At 60.2% G+C, this 25,100-nt stretch carries 21 protein-coding genes; 7 read left to right on the forward strand and 14 right to left on the reverse strand.

Annotated elements, in window-relative coordinates; all coding sequences use genetic code 11:
• Positions 1-132: 132 nt before the first annotated feature.
• The 4 genes from ACILSL_RS03535 to ACILSL_RS03550 all read right to left on the reverse strand — a co-directional run bounded on the left by ACILSL_RS03535 (position 133) and on the right by ACILSL_RS03550 (position 5,758).
• A complete protein-coding gene (locus tag ACILSL_RS03535; protein ID WP_395730618.1) occupies positions 133-1,020 on the reverse strand; it encodes a sugar phosphate isomerase/epimerase family protein in 888 nt (295 codons plus the stop codon).
• Positions 1,021-1,083: 63 nt separating this feature from the next.
• Positions 1,084-1,941: a hypothetical protein gene (locus tag ACILSL_RS03540; protein ID WP_395730619.1), complete on the reverse strand. Its 858-nt coding sequence runs from the start codon at positions 1,939-1,941 to the stop codon at positions 1,084-1,086.
• A gap of 658 nt (positions 1,942-2,599) precedes the next feature.
• Positions 2,600-4,441, reverse strand: coding sequence for a GreA/GreB family elongation factor (locus ACILSL_RS03545; protein ID WP_395730620.1), 1,842 nt, complete (start codon positions 4,439-4,441; stop codon positions 2,600-2,602).
• A 75-nt stretch (positions 4,442-4,516) separates the two neighbouring features.
• Positions 4,517-5,758: a class I SAM-dependent rRNA methyltransferase gene (locus tag ACILSL_RS03550; protein WP_395730621.1), complete on the reverse strand. Its 1,242-nt coding sequence runs from the start codon at positions 5,756-5,758 to the stop codon at positions 4,517-4,519.
• 160 nt (positions 5,759-5,918) lie between these two features.
• Here ACILSL_RS03550 and ACILSL_RS03555 point away from each other — a divergent pair, with 160 nt between their 5' ends.
• Complete coding sequence (locus ACILSL_RS03555; protein WP_395730622.1) at positions 5,919-8,105, forward strand: AMP-binding protein; 2,187 nt, start codon at positions 5,919-5,921, stop codon at positions 8,103-8,105.
• Between the two features lie 138 nt (positions 8,106-8,243).
• Positions 8,244-8,702, forward strand: a complete 459-nt coding sequence (locus ACILSL_RS03560) for a hypothetical protein (protein WP_395730623.1) — start codon at positions 8,244-8,246, stop codon at positions 8,700-8,702.
• Positions 8,703-8,723: 21 nt separating this feature from the next.
• Here the strand turns inward: ACILSL_RS03560 and queA are convergent, their stop codons facing one another.
• Entirely contained in the window at positions 8,724-9,704 is a 981-nt protein-coding gene (gene queA, locus ACILSL_RS03565; protein WP_395730624.1) for a tRNA preQ1(34) S-adenosylmethionine ribosyltransferase-isomerase QueA, read from the reverse strand.
• 215 nt (positions 9,705-9,919) lie between these two features.
• Between queA and ACILSL_RS03570 the strand changes: the two genes are divergently transcribed.
• Together ACILSL_RS03570 and ACILSL_RS03575 are read left to right on the forward strand one after the other, a co-directional pair.
• Positions 9,920-11,047, forward strand: a complete 1,128-nt coding sequence (locus tag ACILSL_RS03570) for a Gfo/Idh/MocA family protein (protein ID WP_395730625.1) — start codon at positions 9,920-9,922, stop codon at positions 11,045-11,047.
• A gap of 43 nt (positions 11,048-11,090) precedes the next feature.
• A complete protein-coding gene (locus ACILSL_RS03575) occupies positions 11,091-11,774 on the forward strand; it encodes an SDR family oxidoreductase (RefSeq protein ID WP_395730626.1) in 684 nt (227 codons plus the stop codon).
• Positions 11,775-11,848: 74 nt separating this feature from the next.
• Here the strand turns inward: ACILSL_RS03575 and ACILSL_RS03580 are convergent, their stop codons facing one another.
• Positions 11,849-12,598: an RluA family pseudouridine synthase gene (locus tag ACILSL_RS03580; protein WP_395730627.1), complete on the reverse strand. Its 750-nt coding sequence runs from the start codon at positions 12,596-12,598 to the stop codon at positions 11,849-11,851.
• Positions 12,595-13,332, reverse strand: a complete 738-nt coding sequence (locus ACILSL_RS03585; RefSeq protein ID WP_395730628.1) for a M15 family metallopeptidase — start codon at positions 13,330-13,332, stop codon at positions 12,595-12,597. The genes ACILSL_RS03580 and ACILSL_RS03585 overlap by 4 nt, the downstream gene beginning before the upstream one ends.
• Before the next feature lie 63 nt (positions 13,333-13,395).
• Here ACILSL_RS03585 and ACILSL_RS03590 point away from each other — a divergent pair, with 63 nt between their 5' ends.
• Positions 13,396-14,637: a prepilin peptidase gene (locus ACILSL_RS03590; RefSeq protein WP_395730629.1), complete on the forward strand. Its 1,242-nt coding sequence runs from the start codon at positions 13,396-13,398 to the stop codon at positions 14,635-14,637.
• Positions 14,638-14,720: 83 nt separating this feature from the next.
• Positions 14,721-15,263 carry a Uma2 family endonuclease gene (locus ACILSL_RS03595; protein WP_395730630.1) on the forward strand — a complete coding sequence of 181 codons (543 nt, stop codon included), beginning with the start codon at positions 14,721-14,723 and terminating at the stop codon, positions 15,261-15,263.
• A 160-nt stretch (positions 15,264-15,423) separates the two neighbouring features.
• On the opposite strand, the gene ACILSL_RS03600 is transcribed toward ACILSL_RS03595, so the two are convergent.
• The 4 genes from ACILSL_RS03600 to rsfS form a co-directional block, all read right to left on the reverse strand.
• Positions 15,424-17,016, reverse strand: a complete 1,593-nt coding sequence (locus tag ACILSL_RS03600) for a sulfatase (protein ID WP_395730631.1) — start codon at positions 17,014-17,016, stop codon at positions 15,424-15,426.
• Between the two features lie 57 nt (positions 17,017-17,073).
• The gene (locus ACILSL_RS03605; protein ID WP_395730632.1) at positions 17,074-18,585 is read right to left on the reverse strand and encodes a sugar ABC transporter ATP-binding protein; all 1,512 of its coding nucleotides are present in this window, start codon (positions 18,583-18,585) and stop codon (positions 17,074-17,076) included.
• Positions 18,582-19,631: a sugar ABC transporter substrate-binding protein gene (locus tag ACILSL_RS03610; protein ID WP_395730633.1), complete on the reverse strand. Its 1,050-nt coding sequence runs from the start codon at positions 19,629-19,631 to the stop codon at positions 18,582-18,584. Before ACILSL_RS03610 ends, ACILSL_RS03605 begins: the two co-directional genes overlap by 4 nt.
• 78 nt (positions 19,632-19,709) lie before the next feature.
• Complete coding sequence (gene rsfS, locus ACILSL_RS03615) at positions 19,710-20,192, reverse strand: ribosome silencing factor (RefSeq protein WP_395730634.1); 483 nt, start codon at positions 20,190-20,192, stop codon at positions 19,710-19,712.
• Between the two features lie 119 nt (positions 20,193-20,311).
• Between rsfS and ACILSL_RS03620 the strand changes: the two genes are divergently transcribed.
• Positions 20,312-20,479 (forward strand): hypothetical protein, encoded by a 168-nt coding sequence (locus ACILSL_RS03620; protein WP_395730635.1) that lies wholly within the window; start codon positions 20,312-20,314, stop codon positions 20,477-20,479.
• On the opposite strand, the gene ACILSL_RS03625 is transcribed toward ACILSL_RS03620, so the two are convergent.
• The 3 genes from ACILSL_RS03625 to ACILSL_RS03635 all read right to left on the reverse strand — a co-directional run bounded on the left by ACILSL_RS03625 (position 20,470) and on the right by ACILSL_RS03635 (position 25,021).
• Positions 20,470-21,723: an exo-beta-N-acetylmuramidase NamZ domain-containing protein gene (locus ACILSL_RS03625; RefSeq protein WP_395730636.1), complete on the reverse strand. Its 1,254-nt coding sequence runs from the start codon at positions 21,721-21,723 to the stop codon at positions 20,470-20,472. The two genes, ACILSL_RS03620 and ACILSL_RS03625, sit on opposite strands and share 10 nt — an antisense overlap.
• A 65-nt stretch (positions 21,724-21,788) precedes the next feature.
• Positions 21,789-24,050: a peroxiredoxin family protein gene (locus ACILSL_RS03630; RefSeq protein ID WP_395730637.1), complete on the reverse strand. Its 2,262-nt coding sequence runs from the start codon at positions 24,048-24,050 to the stop codon at positions 21,789-21,791.
• 107 nt (positions 24,051-24,157) lie between these two features.
• Complete coding sequence (locus tag ACILSL_RS03635; protein WP_395730638.1) at positions 24,158-25,021, reverse strand: ThuA domain-containing protein; 864 nt, start codon at positions 25,019-25,021, stop codon at positions 24,158-24,160.
• Positions 25,022-25,100: the final 79 nt, after the last annotated feature.

The raw sequence follows: 25,100 nt of genomic DNA on the forward strand, positions 1-25,100 counted from the left end.
AGCGTGTGGGACCAGGATGGTCCCACTCCTTCCAATCCATCCAGCGCCTCCGGCAGGAGAGGGATCATCCTGATCCCATACGCTCCGCCTCGCCCGGCGCTTTTCCAAACGGGGATGAGGAAGGTCGCTCCCTCAATCCTTCACCGATTTGCGCGCCTCGGTCACGAGGTGCATAAAAAGCTCACGCTGCTCGGCCAGGGCGGCGACGCGGTCTCCGGCGGGCAGCTTGTGGGCTTCGAGGCAGACGTGGCCCTGGTAATCGGCTTCCACCAGCAGCTTGGCGAGCTGGTCGAGCGGATAGTTGCTCTGATTGACACCCCGGATGTGGACGGTGTGGCCCAGGCGCTCTTTGACGAGGGCAAAATTGGCGGCAATGCCGGCGCCGATGAGGTCGGTGTCATTCGAGTTCCAGCAGACGCGCACATTGTCGCGGTCGGCGGCGTCCATGATGGTCTTGATGTGGGGCAGCTCAGAAGTGTCCTTGCCGTGAACCTCAAGCCGGATTTCCTGGCCAAAGCCGACGGCGTAGTCTCCCAGCTCCGCCAGAGCCTTGCCAATCTGCGCGAGCGTTTTCTCCACGGGGACGTCTTTTGGGAGGCCATTGGGCTTCACTTTGACGCCGCTGGCGCCGAGGTCATGGCTGAGCTTGATGTACTGCTTGGCCCCTTCGATGTTCTTCTTCAGTTCGTCCTCCTTGGGGGAGTGAAATTCAAAATTGGTGCCCATGCCCAGGAGGTCCACGGGGGAGTCTTCAAACTGCTTCCGCACCGCAGCGCGCTGCTCGGGGGTGAGATCGGTGCTGACTTTGTGCGCGTGTTCGATGCGCAGCTCCACGGCCAGCACCTTGGCGGCGTCGCAGTTTTTGAGCAGGGTGGGCAGATCCCAGTCAGCACCCCACATGTAGGTCACGAGGCCAAACTGGATGTTCTCCCCCTTGTAGGAAAGCTTGGCGTCAGCGGCGAAGGCTGCGGCGGCACTGGTGCCGAGGACGGTGTGGAGAAAGTGGCGGCGGGAGGACATGGTGGTGGGTGTAAACGCCTGCCACCGGCGACTCATTGCAGCCGCCTGTCAAAACCAACAGCCTCAGCGCACTTCGTCCGCCGCCTTTTTCTCAGCAGCGATGTCCTTGCGGCGGAATCCCTGCACGCGTCCGTCGCCCTTGTGGAGGTAGATTTTTTTGACATCGTCGAGCCGCATGATCACCCATGGGGAGAGGATGTTTCGTCCGTTCTTGGTATAGACGAGGTTGTCCGCCAGATGCACGCAGGAGTGAAAGGCGTCACCGGTGGTGTTGTCGAGAAAGAAGAGCACGTCGGCGAACTGATAGGGAGGCTCCACCGGGACGAACTGCTCCAGCACCTGGCTGGTGGCCAGCCGGGCGTCCAGCAGGTATTCATGGGGTTCGTAGTTGAAAAAGTTCAGCGAAGTCCAGTGGCAGTCCGGCATGACGCCATGTTTGGCCATGTCCAGCCCGGGATAGGTGTAGAGCAGCTTGCGGGCGAGTGCGGGCAGGATGTGCACGATTCCAAGGTCATCCACGCCGTCGAGTTCGATGACGGAGCGGACCATGGGCTCCAGGTCCTTGCGGCGGATGCCGGTGCCAAAACTCCAGTAGCGGATGATTTCCTCGGCATTGGAGTTCTTGTCGAGCTTGAGGCGGATCATCAGGGTGCGCGTGCGGGTGCAGGCCTTGAAGATGGCCCGGGCCTCGGAATCCGACTGGGCGTAATTCAGCAGGACAGGAATGTCACTGAACGCAGTGGCCTCACCACGTGTGTAGCAGAGCTGTTTGATTTTGCTGATGATTTCAGGCCGCAGCCTGCTGCCTTTGTACCACTCCTCCACCGTGGTGCCGATGATGAGGACGGGATCCGCCTGGTATTCATTCTCAGGGTATTTTGCCAGTTCTGCGTAAATCACCGCCCGCGTTTTCTCAGTCATGCCTTCCAGTTCAGCCAGGGGAGGCAGCAAATGAACAAAAGCCCCTTCTTTGATCAGATTTTTCGGGGCGAGGAGGGTGGTGATCAACGACTCTGAAAGGCCGGCTTTCGTAAAAAAGGCAGGCAAGCTGTAGAGTGAGGAAGCAGGGAAGGTCCAGCGTGGGATCGGACTAGGGAGGGGAAACTCCTCAATGAGGCTGGCGGGTGCCTCCAAATAAATATAGGCACACTGCAATTGTCCCCAAGCACCGGAAGCGGTATTAAAAACGGAGGGGTCGGGGATGGGAGCTGCCTGGGGCTGATTAAGCCCTGTGCCGCTGAGGATGACGCTGAGATTTTCAGCACGGGTAATTTGGGCCTCAGCACCCACCGGAAGTGACATTCCCGAAACGACGGCAGCCAGAAAGCTAAGACCGGCTTTACGAGTAGTGAAGAAGTTTTCTCGAAGGCTCCTGAAGAAGCAAATAGAGAGGGGGGCTGGAGGCATTGGGTTGAGGCGTGCATGCAAGCAGCGGCTGCTTGCACATCATGAAAAAATCCCCATGACTGAGGGGATTGGGTAACAAACGTGCCATTGAATCGAAAAAGTTCACGCTGAATCAGCAGCCATAAAAAAACTCTCCGCTGGCAACGGAGAGTTTTGTCGAGTCGGCCGCTGGTTACGGTTTGAAAGCACGAACTGCCGTAACTTTCGCTTTGCGGGTGATGTGGTGGCTGTCGGTGGGCAGCTCCAGTTCCTCGCCGACGGCCTTGCCGATCAGGGCTTTGGCGGATTCCGAGAGGTAGCTGATGATGTTCTTGTCCAGATCGCCATCCCAGGCTCCCAGGATGGTGAAGGTTTCCTTTTCACCGGAAGGAATGTCTTCGACATCGACGATGGTGCCGATGCCGACTTTGTCCGTGGGGACGTTCGCGAAGTCCGTGCCACGGGCGTTGCGCAGTTCGCGCTCCATCTTGCCCTGCATGCGGAGGAGCACAGACTGCTGGTCGCGGGCGGCCTTGTAGCCACCGTTTTCGCGCAAGTCACCTTCGTCACGGGCGATCTGGATCTCACGCTTGTTCTCCGGGATCTTGACGTTGACGAGGTCTTCCAGCTCCTGCTTTTTCTTTTCCAAGCTTTCCCAGGAAACGATGAGGGAGTCATCTTTATGGGAGCCGGCGTTTTCATCCATCATGGCTTCCATTTCAGGGCGCACCTTGATGATGCGGGCCATGAGGGAGCGGCGGGTCAGTTCGTCAAAGAGGGAGCCGTTGATCAGGCGCTTGGCCAGCAGGCGGACGTCTTCGTCCTCGGCTTCGGCCACCATTTCACCCAGCAGGGTCTTGTCATCTGAAAGCAGATCCTGGAGTCGGCCGGTGCGCTTGGGCCCGCCTTCCATGTGGTCGCTTTCAATGACGCCGAGGATCGCATGACCGAGATCGATGTCGAACACGGACTCCGCCAAGCCTTTGCGCTCGCGGGCCATCCAGATCAGCAGATCGGCGGAGAGCATGCGGTTGCGCAGGGATTTCTTCAAAGCGTCGGCCAGCACATCGAGTTCGTCGTTGGCATCCAGCACGGTGGCGATTTCTGCCACGGCGCGGCCGCCCGTCTTGGTGAGATGGTGCAGGATCTCAGGCACCCAGCCACGGTCAGGAAAAGCTTCGGGGAAGGCGCGGTAGATGCGGCCCAGCAGGCTGGCGGAAAGGCCTTTGATGGAGTCCGCGAGTACTTCCTTCGTCTCGGTGATGAGATCGGAGATCTTCATGGAGCCCATTGGCGCGGTGCTGCTAAGGCTTTCAATGAGTTCGTCCCGGGCAAGCAGAAGTTGCAGGCACTCCTTGAGATTGAGCTTCACGCTCTTGCGGGCGGAGTCGGAGATGTCCTGGAAGACGGGGAGCAGTTCGGACTTCGGATCAGAGAAGAGGTCGATGTCCTTCTGGATGCTGGCCAGGGTGGCGAGCTTGGTCTTCAAATCGCGTGCGGCGAGGAAGGACTTCACCATCTGGGTGCCGGCGTTCTCCGCCTGGTCACGCAGCACCAGTTTTTCGGAACGTTTGGCGGGTACCACCACGTGGCGGTGCGTCTTGAGCGCGCGCTTGGCGGCTTCCCACCACTTCTTGTAGTCGGCGTCAGGAACGATGCGGCCCTTGAGCAGCTTTTCGAGGTCGTCCAGGTGCAGGGTATTGCCGCTGCTCTTGAGGGCCAGCTCCACCAGTGCCGGCGGATTCTTGGCGGCCATTTCCTTCAGCGAGTCAAGGTCTGCCAGACGGCGGGCCAAGAGGTGGTCCGGGGAGATGATTTCCAGCGAACTGATCGCAAAGGTGAGCTTGAGGGGATGGCCTGGCTTGCCTTCAAAGTCGATGAGCAGGCGGTCGCCCAGCAAGTCCCATTCAGCGATCCTGCCGACGCCCCAGCTTTTGTGAAGAACGAAAGTTCCGGGTTCAAGTTTGGAAAGTTTCTCGCCGTCAGCTGCAGGGAGTTTGCCTGCGGCCACAATGTTTTGCACCTCTGGATTCATGGGACGCTAAGAGTAAACAGTCAGAATAAGGTAGCAAAGGAAACCTGTAACGATTCATGCACCCTTTTCCCGGATTTACCATGCGATGCACCAGAGTACCTTCAGGTAGCGGCTTTCGGGGCAGTTGGACATGACCGGGTGGTCTGCCCCGGCTCCGGTGCGGTCAATGATCTGCAGGCGGCGCTTGTTCCTGTGCGCGGCGCGCATGACAATTTCCTCAAATTCAGCGACATCCAGCAGGCCGGAGCAGGAGCAGGTGACGAAGAGTCCGCCGCGCTTCAGCAGGCCCAGGGCCACGGCGTTCATGTCGTAGTATTTGTTGCGGCCGAGCTGGCCTTCCTCGGGATCGCGGGAGAAAACGAGCTTTGGCGGATCGAGCACCACGGCGTCCCAGAGGGCGCCGTTTTGCTGCATCTGACGGCCCCAGGTGAAGGTGTCGGCATGCACCCAGTCGATGCGGACCTGATTCAAATCGGCGTTTTTTTTCGCTTGGGCGATGGCTTTTTCATCGAGATCCACGGCGGTCACGTCTTCGCAGCCCCCGTGGATGCGTGCGCTGAGGGAAAAGCCGCCGGTGTAGCTGCACAGGTCCAGCACGCGCCGCCCACGGGCCAGATGGCCGAACTTCAGGCGGTTGTCACGCTGATCGCAGAAGAAGCCGGTCTTGTGACCGTCTTCGAAGCTGACCTGGTAGCGCACGCCGTTCTCACGGATGCGCGCTCCGCGTGGGGCGGGAGCATCCGCTTCGGGCACCTCCGAGTAGCGCATGCCTTCGATGCGGGCGATGTCCGGATCGACTTCGATGAGATGCTGCTTGGTGCCCAGGGCGGCGTGGAGTTTGGGCAGCCAGCGGGACAGGCGACGCCACACGCCTAGCGTGGTGACTTCGATGGAAAGCACATCCGCATAGCGATCGACCGTCAGGCCGCTGAGGCCGTCCCCGTCCGAAGAGATGACGCGCCAGGCGTCGGTGGTTTCATTGAGCCGGAGGGTCTTCAGGCGCAGATCCAGCGCGGCATCCACCCGGGCATCCAGCGCCTCTTCGGTGAGCACCTCATCGCCATGCTGGAGCACCCGCAGCGGCACCTTGGCATTCGGATTGAAAAAGCCGCTGCCGAAAAGCTGCCCCTCTTTGTCATACACATTCACCAGATCGCCCGCTTTGGCGTCAGGGGACACGGCGCGGAGCATGTTCGGATACACCGCCGGGTGAAACGAAAAGTACTTCATCTGCGCCCAGGGCCGCAGCCAGGACCCGCTGCCAGCAGGGGGCGGAGCGGGAGATTCACGGCGGGGGTGGCGCGGGGGAGGTGGCATGGGGGAAGTTGGCAGTGGTTTGAAGAACTCTTTTCCACAGCCAGCAACCGCTAACAACCGCAAACCACAGCAAACAACCGCCAACTTCCCCACCGCCCCTTTTCCCGCTGGCATGCGCGTTGCTCCCCGCTTAGGTAACGCTGCATACCGCTCTCACACCATGGCCTCTGAAAAGCCCGTCACTCTCAAAGACCTCACCATCCTCGGCAAAGAGAACATTCCCTCCGGGGGGGGATTCTTGATCCTGCCCAGCCAGTTGGGTTACTTTGATCTGCTGCGACTCGAACTCGTGCTGGAAGGCCGCGAGGTGGTTTATGTGGTGAAAAAGGGCGCGGCCCTGCACCCGCTGCTGCGGGTGCATCTGGAGCGGGAAAACGTCCACGCCATGGAGTTCACCCCGGGTGAGACCGAGACCTCCGCCTACCGCAGCGCCATGGCAGACGCTGCCAAGAGCGGCGCGGTCATCATTTATCTGCCCGCCGAAGCGGCGACGATGATGTCCCCCATGACCACCGTGCCGGGCACGAAGCTGGAATTTTTGCTCAAGGCCGGAATCCCGGTGCTGCCGCTGCATGTGCACCGTCGTCAGGACACCGCCCTGCCGATCGAGCGGCGCTACAGCGAGGCCGAGGTCATCATCAATTTTGGCAAGTTGCTGCAGGGGGGGGACACGAATCTCTCCACCTATCAGGAGAGCCTGCTGCTGCTCTCTGAGCAAAGCATCAACGAATGCGCTGCTCTCGATCTCAGCCTCGGCTACGCGCTGATCCTGGGCTTTAAAAAACACGGCACCCGCAACAGCGTGGTGGATGGCAAGGACGAGAAGATCCTGCGGTTTGACAAAGTGTTCGCCACCGCACTTGCGCTGGCAGAGGTTGTGAAGAAGGAGACCAAAAAGGCGCGCGTGGGCATCATCCTGCCGCCGGGTTTGGGCGGTCTCATCTGCAACGTGGCTGTCGTCATGGCCGGGAAGATCCCGGTGAACCTCAACTTCACAGCCGGACGCGCCGCCATTGAAAGCTCCATCCGTCGTGGCGAGATCGACCGCTTCCTCACCGCTGACATCTTTGTGCGCAAGATGCAGAGCTTTCCCTGGCCGCCGAGCAAGCAGCTCATCCTCATCGAGCGCCTCCTGCCGAAGATGAAGGTCACCATCGCCAAATGGCTGGTGCTTAGCAAGATCATGCCCGCCGCTATTCTGGCTGCCATGCTGGGCATTTCCAAAAAAGGCGGGCGCAAAGAGGCGCTGCTGCTCTTCACCAGCGGCAGCTCCGGCGAGCCCAAGGGCGTCGCGCTCACGCACCGCAATCTGGTCGCCAACGTCATGCAGTTCGGCAGCCGTCTCGGCATGCAGAGCAACGACAGCATCCTCGGCTGCCTGCCGCTTTTCCACAGCTTTGGCTGCACCGTCACGCTGTGGTTCCCCATCATCTACGGGCTGCACCTGGTGACCTATCCGTCCCCGCTGGAGGTGAAGAAGCTCGCGCAGCTTATTGAGAAATATCGCATCACGCTGATGATCTCCACGCCGACTTTCCTGCGCAGCTACCTGCGCGGCGTGAATCGTGAGTCGCTGGCCTCCATCAAGTACTGCGTCACCGGCGCGGAAAAACTCCCCAGCACGGTGGCGGATGCCTTTGAGGCCCGCTTTGGCAAGCGCGTGCTGGAAGGCTACGGCCTCACCGAAACCTCCCCGGCTTCGAACTTGAACCTGCCTGATCCTGAATCACTCGGCGATGAAGAGAGCGGCTACTCCTGGCTGCCCAGCCATCGGCAGGGTTCCGTCGGTCACGTCGTGCCCGGCATGGCAGTCCGCATCACCAATCCGGACACGGACGAGCCCATCCCGCTGCATCAGAGCGGCATGATCTGGTTCAAGGGAGCGAACGTCTTTGAAGGCTACCTCAACGATCCGAAACGCAGCGCCGAAGTGCTCAAGGACGGCTGGTTCCGCACCGGCGACATCGGCCGCGTGGACCTCGACGGCTTCCTCTACATCGAAGGCCGCCTCAGCCGCTTCTCCAAGATCGCCGGAGAGATGGTGCCGCATGAAACCGTGGAAGAAGCCCTGGTGAAAGCCATGGGCCTCGAAAATGAAACCGTGCGCAAGATCGCCGTCGTCGGCGTGCCCGACATCGACAAAGGCGAGGCCCTCATCCTCCTCACCAGCATGCCCGGCGGCCCCGAGCATCAGGAAATTCTCGACCTCCGCTACCGCCTTCTCGACAAAGGCATGCCACCGCTGTGGATTCCGAAAAAGATGATCCGTGTCAGCGACATCCCCGTGCTGGCGTCAGGGAAGCTGGATGTGCAGAACTGCGAGAAGATCGCGAAGGCGGGGACGTAGAGCTGTGACGCCATGCAAGGAAACCAGTTGCCGCACGTTACCGCGTGGCAATACTTCGCTCGCTTTTATTCTTAGGAACAAAGGCGGGTCACGTTGCGGCTGACTGCAAACGGATCATCAACCCATTCCATTTCTCCCATGAAATCAGTCCTTCTCACGCTCGTGCTCACTCTTTTCGCCTTCTCAGCTGCGCAGGCTCGGCTGGGCGAAACACTGCAAGAGATCATTCAGCGATATGGAACAGGGGAGCTCTCGGACATGCAACGTCAGCCTGGAGCCAAGACCTACAAATACCGCAAAGACGACATTCAGATCGAAGTTGTTATCGATCAGGGAAAATCCATCTGGGAAATTTATCAGCGGAAAAACACTTCAGGGCAGTTCCCTGAGGCCGACATCAAGAACATTCTCGCAGGCTACAAAGAGCAAAAGCGCAACTGGCGTATGGATCGCGACGTTCAGAACCGCTGGGAAGCCACAGGCAAACCCAAGTTCGAAGCCTACCTCTGGCCAGGCCACGAAGACTTCTTCTGCGTCAAAGACATAGCAGCTTGCGCCGCCCTCGACAAAGCCGTTGGAAGCAGCAAAGCATTTTAAGTCCGCGCTTCCTCTGACGCCTTAAACGATCATCATGCAATCCCCATAGCTGAAGAAGCGATACTTCTCCCGGATCGCCTCCTCATACGCCTGCATCACCAGCTCTTTGCCCGCAAAGGCGCTCACCAGCATGATGAGTGTGGACTTGGGCAGATGGAAGTTCGTCAGCAATCCGCCGGCGACTTTGAACTCAAAGCCGGGGTGGATGAAGATGTCCGTGCTGCCTTGCGCGGCGATGACCTGGCCATGATCCCGCGCCACGGTCTCCAGGGTGCGCATGGCGGTGGTGCCGACGGGAATGACACGCTTCGCGCTTTGCACCGCCTGCGCGGTGGCCGCCGAAACTTCGTACACCTCCGAGTGCATCTTGTGATCGGCGATGTTCTCCACCTTCACCGGTTGAAACGTGCCGACTCCCACATGCAGCGTCACAAACGTGTGGGGCAGGGGGCTCAAGACTTCCGGCGTGAAATGCAGGCCCGCCGTCGGCGCGGCGATGGAGCCTTCGCTGCGTGAGAAAATGGTCTGATAGCGCTCGCGATCCGAGGGCTGGTCATCGCGCCCCATGTAATGCGGCAGCGCCAGATGCCCGTGCTTGGACTCATCCACGACACGGTCGAACTCGATGATGCGGTCGCCGTTGTCCTCCATGATCTCCACCACGGTGCCCGTGGCCTCGCCGATCTGCGCGGTGTGACCAAGGCGGAATTTTTTGCCGGGTTTCACCATGCAGCGCCAGCGTGTGGGCGTGAGAATCTGCAGGCGCAGCACCTCATGACCACGATCCGTGAAGTAGCGCGCAGGCACCACCCGCGTGTCATTCAGCACCAGCATGTCTCCGACTTCACGCGAAATGAACTCGCCGATCTCCCGGAACATCCGGTGCTCAATCCTGCCTTCTTTGCGATGCAGCACCATCATCCGCGACGCCGAACGATCCGCCAGCGGCTCACTGGCGATGAGTTCAGGTGGGAGATGGTAGTCGAAGTCGGAAGTGAGCATGGAGGAGGGGCGATTGTTTGCAGTGGTTTGCGATGGTTTGCAATGGCTGTCAGAGGGGGAGGTGCGCTGCCGTATTCGTGTCGCCACCTCGTCAAGCAGTGCAAACAGCCGCAAACGCCGTGCTGCGGCCTCCCCCGTCCGATTTCCCCTAAACTTTGTCCTTCCCCTTTCTCTCCATTCCCGCCTATAAAGCCCGCGTTCACACCTCAACCACCATGCCATCCAAAAAGCTCAACATTGCCGTCGTCGGCCTCGGTTTCGGGGCGGAGTTCATCCCCATCTGGCAGCGCCATCCTCTGACCACCTGCTACGCCATCTGCCAGCGCGATGAAAAGAAGCTCAAGACCATCGGCGATGCCTTCGGCGTGGACGTGCGCTACACGGACTTCAAAGCGATGCTCAAGGACCCGAACATCGACGCCGTGCATATCAATTCTCCCATCCCTGACCACGGATGGATGAGCATCGAGGCGCTGAAGGCGGGCAAGCACGTGGCCTGCACCGTGCCGATGGCCACCAGCATCGAAGACTGCAAAAAGATCTGCGACCTCGTCAAGAAAACCGGCCTCAAATACATGATGATGGAAACGGTGGTCTATGCCCGCGAGTATCTGTTCATGAAAGAGCAGCTCGATCAGGGCAAGCTGGGCAAGCTGCAATTCGTGCAGGCCTCCCACCAGCAGGACATGGACGGCTGGCCGAACTACTGGCCCGGCCTGCCGCCGATGTGGTACGCCACGCACTGTGTCGGCCCGGTGGCTGGCATGATCGGCAAGCCGGCCGAATATGTGAGCTGCTTTGGCTCCGGCACCGTGCGCAAAGAATTGCAGAAGTGCTACGGCTCGCCCTTTGCTGTCGAGACCGCGCACATCAAATTCAAAGGCGCCGATGTCAGCGCCCGCATCATCCGCAGCCTGTTTGACACCGCCCGCCAGTATCGTGAGAGCATCGATGTCTATGGCGACAAGGCCTCCATCGAATGGCCGCTCATTGAGCACGAGCCGCTCGTCCTGCACCGCGCCAAACTGCCCGAGCACAAGATCCCGAAACTGATCAAGACTCCCGACTTCGCCAAACGCCTGCCGAAGCCGATCCAGCGCTTCACCACGAAGGGCGTGTACGATCTTGGCAAGAAGACGCATCTCAGCTTCACCCAAGGCAGCGGCCACGGCGGCAGCCACCCGCATCTGGCCAACGAATTTGCCAACGCCCTCGCTGAAAAACGCCAGCCCTTCCCGAACGCGGCGCAATCCGCCAACTGGACCTGCGTGGGGCTCTGCGCGCATCAGTCCGCCATGGCTGGCGGAAAGATTGTGAAGTTGCCCGCATTCACGCTGGGGTGATATTGTTGTCCACTTGCGCCGCAACTGGAGAACTTTGCCCTGCATGCCCAGTCCGTCCGAATCACCACCCCGCATCGCCGTCATCACCGGCGGTGCCGGGGATTTGGCGCAAGCCATCGCCACCGAACTGCGGCAGGCCGGGTTTGAGGTGCTGGCCCCAGGGCGGGAAGCGCTGGATGTGACGAGCGCCGATTCCGTGCGCGCCTTTTTCGCGGGATTGAAGCAGCTTGATCTGCTGGTGAACAACGCGGGTGTTTGCCGTGATGTCTCCGTGGCGAAGATGACCGAGGCCGATTTCGATCACGTCGTGGATGTGAATCTGAAAGGTGCGTTTCTTGTGTCGCAGTCGGCCGTGAAACTGATGTCCAAACAACGCCATGGGCACCTTGTGAACATCGGCTCCTACTCGGCGCTGAGCGGTCCGGCGGGGCAGGCGAATTACGCTGCCGCCAAGGCGGGCCTGATCGGCCTCACGCAAAGCATCGCCAAGGAGTATGGCGAACGAAACATCCGCGCGAACTGCGTGCTCCCCGGCTTCCTCGAAACCAAGATGACGCGCCATCTGCTGGAGGATGCGGCGTGGCGCGAGAGCTTGATGCGCCAGCACACCCTCGGCCGACTGAACACGGCGCAGGACGTGGCGCGCTTCATCGTCTTCCTGCACAGCATGGAAAACGTGAGCGGTCAGGTCTTCCAGCTCGACAGCCGTGTACGGCGCTCCATGTGAGCTGCGCTCGCCGGGGGTAGTGCGGGCAATCCTGCCCGCAAAGAACGCGCTCTACATGGGCAGGATTGCCCGTGCTACTGCCCGGCATTCAGCGCAAACTCCTCCGGCACCGGCGCGTCCCACCCCGCCGGGAAGCCCTCTAGATTCAGCTCCAGCCGTGAGGAATGCAGTGCCTGCCGTGGTAAAATAAGCCGGGACTCCAGTGCCTCCGTCCAGCCGGTCTCGATGAATTCCAAGTAGCAGCGGTCATCGCGGCCATACAATTTGTCTCCGACGATGGGCAGGCCGAGATGGTGGAGATGGACGCGGATCTGGTGCATGCGACCGGTTTCCGGCTTCGCTTCGATGAGGGCGAACGGTGCGCCCGCACGCTCAAAACGCTGCAACGTGCGGAAGGCAGTGCGGCACTCCGCCCCCTGCGGGTGGACGATTTGTTTCACCCAGATGTCAAAGGCCTGCACGTCGCGCGCATTCAGGATCGGCGCGTCCAGCGTCAGCTCCTCCCACTCCGGCCAGCCATGGACGAGGGCCACGTAGGTCTTGTGAATCTTGCGCTCCTGCATGGCCATGCCGAAGAGGCGGGCGAGTTCGTGATTTTTGGCAATCAGCACCACGCCGCTGGTTTCCCGGTCCAGGCGGTTGATGATGGACACCTGGCCGCCGTTGGCAATTTCATACGAGAGCAGGTCGCAGACACGGTGCCAGAGCGTGGGCGGGCCCTTGGGATCTCCCGGGTGGATTTGCAGCGGCGCGGGCTTGTTGACGACGATGTAGCCGTCCGTCTCGTCGATGACGGTGAAGGTGGCGTTGTTGCGAATGCTCACGGTGGTGACATCCCGGGAAGGGCGATCCGCCAGCCGTAGACGATGGGCTGGGGATTGTTGAGGTATTCGGCGTCATCGAAGTGCCACCACTCAGACTCCAGTTGGATGAATCCGGCCTGCTTCATGGCGGTCTGGAGAATTCGGAGGTTCTGCGCCACCGCGGGATCGCTGCCACGGTAATTGATGCCGGCATGAGCGAAGTCCTGGTCAAATCCGGTGGGCATGCGCTGCTGGTTGCCTTGCGCATCGACTAGGGTGAGATCGACCGCTATGCCTCCGCAGTGGCGGCTCCAGCCCGCGTTCGGAGAGAGAAACATGCCCGTGCTGCCGCCTGCTTTGTGCAGCGTCTCCTGCGCCTCCGGCGGGCGATACGCATCCCAGATGCGCAGGCCGTAGCCCTGAGCACGCAGGATCGCCTGGGCCTTCTTCAGCTTTTCCGCCGTTTCCGTCCGCAGCAGGCAGGGCATGTGGGACGGGTAGATGGGTTGACCGGTGATGTTATCCGCCGTGGCATAGCGCAGATCGATGGTGATGTCCGGAATCACTTTGCGCACCTCCACGAGACCGCGCTCCCGCGCCAGCTCAAGGGTTCGGCTGGAATCAAGGGGGCGGCTGGAATCAAGGGGGCTGCTCGCATACAAAGTGCCGTGCCTCGGCTGCGGACCGGCACAGGAGCTGAGGGCGGCGAAGCCGAAGAGAATGAGGCGCGGGCTGCACCAGGAATCTGAAGTCATGCTTAATTTTTGCTTCCGTATTCACGCACGGCAGGCCAAGTTTGCAAACTTCAGCCCACATTCATGCGCTTTCAAATTCTCAACGCTCTGCTGCACTTTCTGGCCTTTTACATGGGGGCGGGGATCGGATCTTTCCTCAATGTGGTCATCTACCGCCTGCCGCTGGGCATCTCGGTGAACAATCCCAAGCGCAGCTTCTGCCCCTCCTGCAAATACAAGATCCCCATGTGGCAGAACATCCCGCTGCTGAGCTGGCTGCTGCTGCGTGGGAAATGCGCCAACTGCGGCGGCAAGATTTCCATCCGCTACTTCCTGGTGGAGCTGCTGACGGGCGTGATGTTTTACCTGGTCTTTCTGAAGGTCAGCGGGGAGTATGCGGCGGGTGGCAATCCCTGGTTCATGGTCAAGGCCTGGGCGCCGCACGTGCTCTGCCTGTGGGTGTTCATGAGTTTGCTGATCTCGGGCACTTTCATCGACATCGATCACTTCATCCTGCCGCACCGGATCACCATCGGTGGCACGGTGGTCGGAGTGCTGGCCTCCTGGTGGGTGCCGGCGCTGATGGCGGAAACGACGCATACGCGAGGTCTGCTGATGTCTCTGGCCAGCGCCGCTCTGGGCCTCGGCGGACTGTGGATTGTGGTGGAGCTGGGCAAGCTGGCCTTTGGCAAAGTGAATCACCGGCAAAAGCCCGCCTTCCTGAAATCAGCCTCGCCGGGAATGTGCAAGCTGATGGGCAAACTCATGGGCAGCGAGTGGCTGGATGGACCCGTGAAATGGAGCGTCGTTCAGGAAGATGAAGAACTGCCGCCGGTGGTGTCCATTGGACGGAAAAAAATGGAGTGGGGGGACATCTATGGTTATCGTGACTCCGACCACATGGTCATCACCTGTGAGGCGCTTCAAGTTAACGACCGTTCATGGCGCGATGTGACCGCCGTCATGTGGATGGAAAAGCTGCTCGTCAAATCCAACGACGCCGGTGAGGAGTTCCCGCTGGAAGGCGTCAAGACTCTGCATGGCACGGTGTCCCAGGTGGTGATACCGCGCGAGGCCATGGGGTTTGGTGACGTCCTCTTTCTCATGATGATTGGCTCCTTCTGCGGCTGGCAGGCGGTGCTCTTCACCATTTTTGCCGCATCCGTCATCGGCACCCTGGCGGCCATGGTGCCGCGCCTTCTCGGCAAGGCCGAATGGAGCGCCAAGATCCCCTTCGGCCCCTACCTGGCCCTGGGCGCCGCACTCTGGATCTTCTACGGTCCTCAGGTGGTCGAATGGTATGTGAGCAAGACGATGTGGCGGTGAGCCCGGCACAGTATCGAGCCGGAGATTTTTCCACACAAGTTTCGGGTTGAAGGCACGTCTCCGTACCCCTACCATTCGTCATCATGGCGGCGCTGCTCCAGATCCCCAGCATCAAGAATGCAACCGCGTTCCATCTGGAGCGCTGGCGGAAGGTATGCGCTGATCCCAGCCTGCAGCGACTGCCGGACCGCATCGAAACCAACCGCTACGGACACATCGTCATGATGCCGCCACCTGGATTCACTCATTCCAATCTTCAATTGGAGATCGGCCATCTCCTCAAGATCCTCATGAACGGGGGGCGTGCGCTCACTGAATGCGCCGTGCTGACAAGCGATGGCGTCAAAGGCGTCGATGCAGCCTGGATCTCGGAGAGCCGGGTAAAGCGTGGCTTGAAGGACGATGTATTGACCATCGCGCCGGAGATTTGCGTCGAAGTCATATCGCCGGGGAACACCCGGCAGGAGATGGAAAACAAGCGTGAACTTTACTTCGCAGCGGGTGCTGAGGAGGTGTGGTTCTGCGACCAAAAAGGAGCGCTGCATTTCTTCCTCAAAGGCAGTGCGGAGACGGCGGCAAAGGCCTCAGTCTTGTGCCCATCAATGCCGAAGCGGGTGAAGGTGTAAGAAGAGAGCCGATATGGCTGAAACGTTGCCCTGTTCCTGCGGAACAGGGGATCGATCCGCAACGGTCAGCCGTGTATGACGATTGTGAAGCGTGTGCACGGCGAGCCGCATCCTTGTTGCGCAGAAAACAAGGATGCCTTGCTTCGCAATTTAGTGCCCACTACTCCGCCTTCTTCCCGCCAGCCTTCTTCTTGCCTGCGCCCTTGCCTTTGCCCTGCGGTTGCACAGGCGGATTGACCTCGCCTTCGAAGGCTTTGTTGCCGAAGGCAAAGCGGGGTGGCGGCATCGTTTCCTTCACCTCGGACTGCAGGCGCAGGATTTCGGCTTTGAGTTCCTTCACGGTGTCGGCGTAGGCTGGGTCATCGTAGAAGCTTTTGGTCTCCAGCGGGTCCTTCTCGCGGTCCATCAGCTCCCAGTCATCCACGTCCGGCTTGTAGTAGTGGATGAGCTTGTAGCGGTCTGTGATCACGCCGTAGTGCGGGCGCACATGGTGCGGCACGGGGTATTCGTAGTAGTGATAGTAGAGCGATTTGCGCCAGTCGGCGGGCGTTTCACCTTTGAACAACGGCACGAGGCTGCGGCCATGGACATCTGGCAGGTTCGGCGCTCCTGCGATGTCGAGGAAGGTGCTGGCGAAGTCGATCAGGCTCACAATTTTGCTGCTCGTGCTGCCGGGTTTGATGACGCCGGGCCAGCGCACGAGGAACGGTGTGCGCAGTGATTCCTCAAAGATCCAGCGTTTGTCGAACCAGCCGTGTTCGCCGAGGTAGAAGCCCTGGTCACTGCTGAGCATGACGACGGTGTCTTTCGTGAGGCCTTCTTTGTCCAGGTAATCGAGCACGCGGCCCACGTTGTCATCCACCGCCTTCACGCAGGCGAGGTAGTCGTGCATGTAGCGCTGGTAGCGCCATTTCACCAGATCACGGCCTGCAGGGGCGGCTTCGCGGTATTTCGCATTGCGTGGCTCATAGTAGGCGTCCCAGGCTTTCTTCTGTTCTTCGGTCAAGTTACCGGGTGTCACGAGTTTTACGTCGCGATCCGTCATCGTACGGTCGATGCCCATGTCGTGGTCGCTCACCGCCTTGCTGCGACCGGAATAGCTGTCGAAGAGCGTCTCGGGCTCTTCATACACACGGTCCTTGTCAAAATTGAGGTAGCGCACCGGCGGTTCCCATTCGCGATGCGGTGCCTTGTGCTGGCACATCATCATGAAGGGCTTGGTCTTGTCGCGCTGCTTGAGCCAGTCGAGCGTGAGATCTCCGATGATGTCCGAGACATAGCCCTGGTATTTCACCGGCTTGCCGTTGTCGATCATCGGCGGGTTGTAGTACACGCCCTGGCCGGGAAGCACGTTCCAGTAGTCGTAGCCCACGGGATCGGTCATGAGGTGCCATTTGCCGATCATCGCCATTTGGTAGCCGCTCTTCTGCATCACCTTCGGGAAGGTGGGCTGGCTGCTGTCAAACTTGCTGTTGCTGTTGTTGTAGAAGCCGTTGGCGTGGGAGTATTTGCCGGTCTGGATCACCGCACGGCTGGGGCCGCAGATGGAGTTCGTCACGAGGCAGCGGTCGAAACGCATGCCCTCCTTCGCGATGCGGTCCATGTTCGGCGTTTCGAGCAGCTTGCGGCTGTCGCCGTAGCAGCTCATCGCCTGGTAGGCCAGATCATCGCAGAAGATAAAGACGATGTTGGGCGGCTGCGCGGCACTCGCGGCGGATGCGAGAAAGAGTGAGGCAAGGAGAGAGCGAATCATGGTGGGTTGGAAATGCTGACTGTCGAACGTGGAAAAGATGATCCCTTTTCAAAAGAATCACCCCGCATGCCCCATGGCGGCGGCCATGAGTTTTTCCTGAGTGGCTTCGGCACGGGTGAACGAACCGCCGATGCGCCCGGCATTGAGCATGAGAATGCGGTCGCTCATGCCGATGAGCTCGGGCAGCTCGCTGGACACCAGGATCACGGCTTTGCCAGCGGCGGTGAGCTGGTTGATGATCTCGTAAATCTCCAGCTTGGCCCCCACATCGATGCCGCGTGTGGGCTCGTCCAGCATGATGACCGTGGGCTCCGTGAGCAGCGCTTTGCCCAGCACCACCTTCTGCTGATTTCCCCCGGAGAGCTTGCCGACAATCGCTTCCAGCCCGGTCGCTTTAACCCGCAGCGATTTGAAGATGTCCTGATTGCGCCGGATCTCCGCATTGCGCTGGATGAAGCCGCCCCGCGTGACGCTGGCCATGGAGGACAGCGAAAGATTGAACCCGATCTCCTGCTCCAGATGCAGGCCGTAGCGGCGGCGATCTTCGGAGGCGAGCACCAGGCCGCGCTGGATGATCGTTTCTGGTGTGAGGCGGCTGAGAGTCTGGCCATTCAATTCCACGCTGCCTGACAGGTGGCGGCCCCAGGCCCCAAAGAGATGCATGAGCAGTTCCGTGCGCCCCGCGCCCATGAGGCCACCAATGCCCAGCACTTCACCCGCACGCAGTTCAAAGCTGATGTCATGCAGCCGGGGGCTGCCCGTTTCTGCATCGGCCACACTCAGGGAATCAGCCCGCAGAATCACTTCTCCCGGCTGGCCGGTGCGGCGGGGGAAGAGATCGCCGATCTCGCGCCCCACCATGTGGCGGATCACCTCGGCCTTGCTCGTGTCAGCGGCGTTTTGGGTGCCCACCGTCGAGCCGTCTCGCAGCACCGTGATGCGGTCGGCGATGCCAAAGACTTCATCCAGCTTGTGGGAGATGTAGATGCTCGCGATGCCGCGCTGGCGGAGATCGCGCAGGATGTCGAGCAGGATCAAAACCTCGTGCTCGGCCAGTGCTGCGGTCGGTTCATCCAGAATCAGAATCTTCGAGTTCTTGGCCAGCGCCTTGATGATCTCCACGAGCTGCTTCTGCCCCACGCCAAGCGTGCGGACCGGCGCGGCGGGATCGAGATCGACCTTGAAACGGTTCAGCAGCACCTGCGCTTCCTGATACATGCGCGGCCAGTCGATGAAGGCTCCCCAGCGGCGTGGCTCGCGTCCCAGAAAGATGTTCTCCGCCACGGTCATTTCCTCGACGAGTGCGAGCTCTTGGTAGATCACCGCGATGCCCGCGCTCTCCGCATCCTTGATCGCGGCAAATTTCGCCTCTTCGCCGTTCACATCAAAGCGCCCTTCATAACTTCCATGCGGATGAATGCCGGAGAGGAGTTTGATGAGCGTGCTTTTGCCCGCGCCGTTTTCACCACACAGTGCGTGGATTTCGCCTTCACGAAGATCAAAGGACACATCCTTGAGGGCGGTGACGCCGGGGAAGCGCTTCGTGATGTTTTGAGCACGTAAAATCATGGCTGGGAGGATTGGAACACTTCGTTCTCCTTGCGGAAACCATCCTTAACAACGGTCTCGCGCAGGTTCTCCTTCGTGACAGAGATAATATCCAGCAGGACGGAAGGCACGTCAGTCTTGCCATTGGCAACCGCATCACGCGCGATGACGGGCTGGCGGCGTGCCAGTTTCAGCGCGAGTTCCGCCGCTTGTGTGGCGATGCTCTGGATAGGCTTGTACACCGTCATGGCCTGCGTGCCCTGCGCAATGCGCTGGCAGGCCGCGAGGTCGGCGTCCTGACCGGTGACGATGATCTTTCCGGCCAGCCCTTCTTCCGTCAGCGCCTGGATGGCACCTCCCGCCGTGCCGTCGTTGCTGGCCAGGATGGCGTCAAAGTTTGGGCCGTTTTTGGTGATGGCGGCATTGGTGATCTTCTTGGCGCTCTCAGGCTTCCAGTCCTCAGCCCAGTCTTCAAAAATTACCTCCACCTTTCCGGCGGAGATGAGCGGCTGCAGCACGTTGTCCTGCCCCTGCTTGAAGAGCTTGGCGTTGTTGTCCGTCTTTGCTCCGTAGATGCGGATGAGGCGCAGCTTGCCGCCTGCGGGGATGCGCTCCGCGAGAAACTTCGCCTGCAGTTCGCCCACCTTCACGTTGTCGAAGGTCAGGTAGAGGTCGAGATCGCAGTTTGTTATGAGCCGGTCGTAGGAGAGCACGGGAATACCGGCCTGATGGGCGAGATTCACCGCCTTGGCCATCGCCGCGCCGTCGTGCGGAATGATGACGAGAGCATCGACCTTCTGCGTGATGAGGCTCTCCACATTCTGCAACTGGATGGCGTCATTGCTGTTCGCGGACTGCACCAGTACATCGGCCCCTGCCGCCTGCGCTTTGGCGGTGAAGAGATCGCGATCCACCTGCCAGCGCTCTTCTTTGAGCGTGTCCATGGAAAGGCCGATGAGCGGCCTCTGCCGGACTGCTGTGACGCCAGCGCCCCCGCGGGCGATGACGAAGCCGGTGACGACGCTCAGGGCGCAGGAAACGAGAACGAGCAGGATGCGGGCGGGCATGCCTGCTGTTTTAGCGAATTTGGGCTAGTAGCGCAAGCGTCCCGCTCGCCGTTTGGAAATACAACCGGGGTGGTCGGGCTACTTGCTCTTTTTCGTGGCCTTTTTGGCTGCGGCCTTCTTCGCCGGAGCCTTTTTGGCAGCCACTTTTTTCACCGCAGCTTTCTTGGCCGCCTTGGGTTTTGCCGCTTTCGGCTCTGGTGGCGGTGCAGGCGGCTCAAGGTTCAGCTCCATTTCCGGGGCGTCGCCCCAGAGTTCTTCGAGGGCGTAAAACTCGCGCTTCTCCGGCGTGAGGATGTGAACCATGACGCTGCCGTAGACGAGAATGATCCACTGGCTCTCAAAATTGCCGTCTTTGACATCGGGCGGTGTGGCATGCTCTTCCTTCATGCGTTCGACGATTTCGTCGCGCACGGCACGCAGCTGAGGCGTGGACATGGCCGTGACGAGCACGAAGTAGTCGGAGATGGGCGAGAGTCCGCGCAGGTCCAGAATGCGGATGTTCTCCGCTTTTTTGTCATCGGCGTAAAGGGCGCAGGCGCGGGCGATTTCGAGGTCTTCCATGGGTGTTTTAAACTAACGTGCAGTCATAAGCACGTATTTGAACCTTTTGACAGAACTTTTACACTCCCATCATGCAGCGTTGACGCAAGCCGCCCCTCCTGTGCCACACTCCCGGCACCATGAAACCGCACCTCTGCCTCTTTCTCGCCTGTTTCAGCCTGCTTGCTGCCCAGGAGCCGCCCAAGGACCCTTTTGTTAAAGACAAGAAGGCGGAGATCGAGCGCGAGAGCGAGGAGATCATCGAAACCGTGCGCGGCGTGGGCTGCCGCTGGCGGGGTCAGGGATAAAGCAGGAAGCGTTGCCGCTGGGTGCGGAAGCTCTGATTGTGGTTCTGCCAGCGCGCCACAATGCTGTTGGCGGGAATGCCGCGGCGCAGATCGTGGTAGAGGGACTCGCTGCCATAGACCTTGTTGAAGAGGTTCAGCTTGGAGCCGCCCATGCGACCGATGACTTTGCCGCCAGAGAGACGGTTGATTTCAGCGAGGAGCAGAACATCGAGTGCAGTGATGTCTGCGGTGGCACGTGGTGAGATGTTGATGCGGACGCCCCCAAAGCCGTCCTTGGAATACGGTGAAAAACTGACCCCCGGGGTGTTGAGCCGCTGGCAATAAGCGTAGAGCGCCTGCGGATTCACACCGCTGCCACCCGCGTAGCCAAAGGGGTTCTCGGTGCCGATGCCGATATCCACCGAAGTGGCCCCTCCGAGGATGCCCGTGGCCACGTAGTAGAAGGGGGAGGTGGCGTGCGGGATGTTGGGTGATGTTTGATACCAATGCAGCCCGGTGTCCTGCCAGACCATGCCACGGTTCCAGCCCTGCATTTTAACCACATTGAGGCGTGGCACGCGGGCCATCCAGCCTCGCGCACCGGCCATCATGGCGAGTTCGCCCGCCGTCATGCCATGCACGTAAGGGACGGGGATCTGGCCGACGAAGGATTTCCACTTGGACTCCAGCGGCGGTCCTTCCACGCGCCAGCCACCGAGGGGATTGGGGCGGTCGAGGACGACGAACTGCTTGCCGCATTCGGCGGCGGCTTCCATCGCCACGATCATGGTGCTGATGTAGGTGTAGCTGCGGCAGCCGATGTCCTGCAAATCAAACACGAGCACGTCGATGGGGGCGAGCATCGCCGGGGTCGGTTTGCGCGTGGGACCGTAAAGCGAATAAACGATGAGACCGGTCACGCTGTCGCGCCGGGTGCTGACGTGCACTCCAGCACCGATGGTGCCGTCGATGCCGTGCTCAGGCGCATACAGCGCGACGAGATTCCGACCCAGCGCGCGCTGCATGGCGGTGCGCGTGCGCTCCCCACGGCCCGTCATGCTGGTCTGGTTGGTGATGAGGCCGACCCGTTTGCCCTGAATGAGATCAAAATTGCGTGAAGCCAGCACGTCTATGCCGAGCATGAACGGCCCTGCCTGAGCAGCCTGGGGCTGGTAAGTCTGCTGCGGCGCGGGCAGCTGGCAGGATGCTAGAATGAGTGCTGCAAATGCAGCAGCGGTCCGAAGAAAAGCGCGTGGGAAAATCATGCGCAGTGATAACGGCGAATGCCGCACGCAGCAACGTCACGGATCAGCGAAATCAGGAGTGCCGCTCACTTGCTGACCTGGGCGGTGGAAGCGGCCGGGGTGTCGAGCTGCAGCAGGCGTTTGGATTCTTCCAACGCGAACTTGGCGTCCTTGAAGGGTTCCCAGCTGATGTCCTGCCAGCGCTGCCTGCCCTGGGTGTCGATAAGGATGGTGGCGTGCAGGTTTTCGTTTTCGAAGTCGTCGTGGGCTCGGACCTTTTTGAAGGCTGCAAGGCTTGCGTCGCTCAAGATGGGGAAGGGGAGGGGCTGGTCGGCTTTGAGATTGAGCTTGGGGCGGATGCCTTCGGCGACCTGCGGCGTTTCAAGCGTGACGGCCACGAGCTGAATGCCCGCCTTCTCAAAGTCGGCGGTGGCTTTGGCGAAGGCCTGGATCTGCTCGACGCAATGCCCGCAGTCGTGGCCGAGGTAGAATAGGAAGAGTGTGGGTTTCTTCGCGCTGAAGTCGGTGCTTTTCACAGACTTGCCATCAAGCGTCAGGGCTTCAAAGACCGGAGCCTTGGGGGCGCTCCAGTGGAGGGGGCCGAGGGAGGTGATTTCAGGGCGGACGCCGCTGTCCGTACGCTTGGGGGTGGCGGCTGGCCAGTCGCCCTGAATGCCGAAGGTTTTGGCGAGGGTGTCGAGGCGCTTGGTAATGGGCAGATCGCGATCCATGGCGAAGGCCAGCTTGCGGGTTTCCTCGAAGGCCTTTTTAGCCTCTTCGGTTTTGCCGCAGGCCTGCAGGACTTCCGTTTTGATGGCGTAGCCGACGAGGTCCTGCGTGAAGTTCTTGGTGAGTTCGGCGGCCTGGACTTTGTCGTCGAATTTGAGCCAGTAGCGGGCGAGACGCTCTTTGGGGATGTCGAGTGGTTTGATGTCTGACAGGAGCTTGTGGGTTTCAGCGCGGCGGACGGACCCATCCTTGGTGCCCAGGGCCAAGAGCGCCTTGAGTTCGGCGATGGCGTTGGCTTTGGCCTTCACCTCGGGTTTTGGAGTTTTCTTTGCCTTGGTATCCGTGGAGGCTTCTTTGACGTCTGATTTTTTGGGTTCGGCAGCCGTTTTGCTGTCCTCCGTCTTTGCGGTCTTGGCAGGGATGACGAGAGCTTCGAGGTCCTTCAAGGCAGCGGCTAGGGCGGGAATGTCACCGAGTTGAAAGCTGGCGAGTCCAAGCGCATGGAGACGCGTGATGTCATGTGTCGCCTGACCTGCGGGAACCTGGGTGAAGGCTTTGACTTCATTCCAATTTTCCCATTTGAGGAGGGTCTCAATCAAGCGGGTGCGGCCATAGCTGGCGGAGGTGGAGGGCTTGTCGAGGGTGTTGTAGGTGGGGTGGCGAGGAATGGCGATGAGACTGCGGGCCAGAGCAGCGGCGTCTTTGGCGCGGCCGAGGTCGTTGAAGGTGCGGGTGAGCCACTCTTCGTTGTGCGCGTAATTGTGGATCTGATCCGGCAAAATGTAGGTGCGGATCATGTAGGCATGGTCCACGCGGGTGCTGGCCTCCTGCTGCCATGCGGCGTCGTCGGGGCGCTTCAATTTGGAGAACGTGTGGCCGGGCATGTGCCACATGTGGGCGATGCCGGGGGCCGCCTGCCCGCAGAGTGCACCGGACTTGAGGGCAAAGATGGGTTTGGTCTGATCCCACAAATGGATGCGGTAGTGGTGCGCGGGATGATTCGGCACGGCGGCAAAAATTTGATCCAGCAAGGCATCGACGGCCAGCAAGCTGGACATGGGGGCTTCTTCGCGTGAGAACCAGATGCGCCAGACGAGGAAGGCCTTGGCTTCGATGTCCTTGGGGTTGTCCTGAACGAGGGTCTCGAATTCCTTGATGCAGTCGAGGCTCTTCTGTTTTTTGTCGCGCTTGTCGGGGTCGCGGTAGAGGTTTTCGAGGGCGGAGATCCACTTCTGCTCGCGCGGGGTGGCCTTGGATTTGAGCGGGGTGGCTTTCTTGATGAAGGCGCTGGCGCGTTTCTCGTTGTTCACGTTGGCCATGCTCATGCCCCAGTAGGCCATGGCACATTCGGGGTCGATGGCGGCCACCTGACGGAAGGAGCGCTCGGCCTCATAATACCAGAAGCCATGAAGCTGGCCGACGCCCTGGGTGAAGAATTTCTGCGCGTCCGCTTTTTTGGAACTGATGGGGAAGTTCACCGCATCGCCACAGCCGGGAATGAACACTGCTGCCTGACGTGGGCCTTCGTTGAAAGCTTCCCCATTGGCGGAGTGGCCAGGGTCTCCGAAGGCGTGAAACGCGATGGCAAGACAAAGGGAGGTGGCGATGAAGTGGCGCATGGGAAGGTGATTCAAACGCTGATCGGGATGAGAAACTGTGTCCAGTTGGAAAATAAAAATGCCCGGAGGGAGCCTCCGGGCATTCGTGAAGTTGAGGGAGAGAAGGCTTATTTGCCGTATCCAGGCGCTGCCTTGCCGTTCTCGTTGATGTGGCCGGTGGTCCAGAGGATGCCGCGGGTGATCAGGTCAAGGTAGCGGGCATCACCGACGGTGGCGGTGTTGTGGCCGATGGTGGTGGAGAAGATCTTGGTCTTGTTCGGGCCGTATTCATTCGTCCAAGCGACGACGCTGGTGGCTTCCGTGGCTTTGGCGTCAGGGGGCAGGGTTTCGCCCTTCTTGGCCTTTGGTGGCACGATCTGCACGCCGGAGGCGAGGGGCTTGCCAGTGAGGACCTGGATGTTGTTGTAGAGCTCTTCGTTGATGGTGGTCCAGTTTTCGAGGCCCTGGGTGATGGGGTGGGTTTTGTCGGTGAAGGTGATGGCGATGGGCTGCTGCGGGCCGTGGCCGGTCGATTGCAGGCCGATCATTTCATACCAGCCGGCATTGTCGGCACCGGCTTTCACGGGTTCGCGGAAGTTGCCCCAGCGGTAGCTGTGCATGGCGCAGTGGAGATTGATGGCGGGCTTGCCGGCCTTGTGGGCATCGAGAATGGCGGCGACGTAGGAGGGATCCGTCACATCGGCGCTGCATTCGTCGTGGATGATGACGTCGAAGTCCTTGGCCCAGTCCTTGGCCTTGTAGATTTCAAAGGTGGCCTTTGTGGTTTTGTCGGGGTTGTAGGCGACATCCACGATGGCGTTGATGCGGGACTCGATGCCTTCTTTGAGCACGAGGTGCTGCTTGTCATACTCATGGCAGCAGCCTCCGGCGACGATGAGGACGCGCAGTGGCTTGACGGCGGTGTCGGCGGCCTGGGCAAGGAAGAGGGCCGCAGAAACGGCGAGGGTGAGCAGGGGAAAGAAAAGTCGCATGGGGTTGGTGAGTGGTTGTAACGAGAGTGCTGATTGCAGCGCGGAAGGAACGGGATGTCGAGCGGGAAAATTGCGGGCA

This window comes from Prosthecobacter sp., assembly GCF_044222345.1.
In the GTDB taxonomy this organism is placed as follows: domain Bacteria; phylum Verrucomicrobiota; class Verrucomicrobiia; order Verrucomicrobiales; family Verrucomicrobiaceae; genus Prosthecobacter.

Bases quoted from the DNA above. Each gene is read 5' to 3' on its own strand.
- ACILSL_RS03535 (WP_395730618.1), bottom strand. From the start codon at position 1,020: ATGTCCTCCCGCCGCCACTTTCTCCACACCGTCCTCGGCACCAGTGCC.
- ACILSL_RS03540 (WP_395730619.1), bottom strand. From the start codon at position 1,941: ATGACTGAGAAAACGCGGGCGGTGATTTACGCAGAACTGGCAAAATAC.
- ACILSL_RS03545 (WP_395730620.1), bottom strand. From the start codon at position 4,441: ATGAATCCAGAGGTGCAAAACATTGTGGCCGCAGGCAAACTCCCTGCA.
- ACILSL_RS03550 (WP_395730621.1), bottom strand. From the start codon at position 5,758: ATGCCACCTCCCCCGCGCCACCCCCGCCGTGAATCTCCCGCTCCGCCC.
- ACILSL_RS03555 (WP_395730622.1), top strand. From the start codon at position 5,919: ATGGCCTCTGAAAAGCCCGTCACTCTCAAAGACCTCACCATCCTCGGC.
- ACILSL_RS03560 (WP_395730623.1), top strand. From the start codon at position 8,244: ATGAAATCAGTCCTTCTCACGCTCGTGCTCACTCTTTTCGCCTTCTCA.
- queA (WP_395730624.1), bottom strand. From the start codon at position 9,704: ATGCTCACTTCCGACTTCGACTACCATCTCCCACCTGAACTCATCGCC.
- ACILSL_RS03570 (WP_395730625.1), top strand. From the start codon at position 9,920: ATGCCATCCAAAAAGCTCAACATTGCCGTCGTCGGCCTCGGTTTCGGG.
- ACILSL_RS03575 (WP_395730626.1), top strand. From the start codon at position 11,091: ATGCCCAGTCCGTCCGAATCACCACCCCGCATCGCCGTCATCACCGGC.
- ACILSL_RS03585 (WP_395730628.1), bottom strand. From the start codon at position 13,332: ATGACTTCAGATTCCTGGTGCAGCCCGCGCCTCATTCTCTTCGGCTTC.
- ACILSL_RS03590 (WP_395730629.1), top strand. From the start codon at position 13,396: ATGCGCTTTCAAATTCTCAACGCTCTGCTGCACTTTCTGGCCTTTTAC.
- ACILSL_RS03595 (WP_395730630.1), top strand. From the start codon at position 14,721: ATGGCGGCGCTGCTCCAGATCCCCAGCATCAAGAATGCAACCGCGTTC.
- ACILSL_RS03600 (WP_395730631.1), bottom strand. From the start codon at position 17,016: ATGATTCGCTCTCTCCTTGCCTCACTCTTTCTCGCATCCGCCGCGAGT.
- ACILSL_RS03605 (WP_395730632.1), bottom strand. From the start codon at position 18,585: ATGATTTTACGTGCTCAAAACATCACGAAGCGCTTCCCCGGCGTCACC.
- ACILSL_RS03610 (WP_395730633.1), bottom strand. From the start codon at position 19,631: ATGCCCGCCCGCATCCTGCTCGTTCTCGTTTCCTGCGCCCTGAGCGTC.
- rsfS (WP_395730634.1), bottom strand. From the start codon at position 20,192: ATGGAAGACCTCGAAATCGCCCGCGCCTGCGCCCTTTACGCCGATGAC.
- ACILSL_RS03620 (WP_395730635.1), top strand. From the start codon at position 20,312: ATGAAACCGCACCTCTGCCTCTTTCTCGCCTGTTTCAGCCTGCTTGCT.
- ACILSL_RS03625 (WP_395730636.1), bottom strand. From the start codon at position 21,723: ATGATTTTCCCACGCGCTTTTCTTCGGACCGCTGCTGCATTTGCAGCA.
- ACILSL_RS03630 (WP_395730637.1), bottom strand. From the start codon at position 24,050: ATGCGCCACTTCATCGCCACCTCCCTTTGTCTTGCCATCGCGTTTCAC.
- ACILSL_RS03635 (WP_395730638.1), bottom strand. From the start codon at position 25,021: ATGCGACTTTTCTTTCCCCTGCTCACCCTCGCCGTTTCTGCGGCCCTC.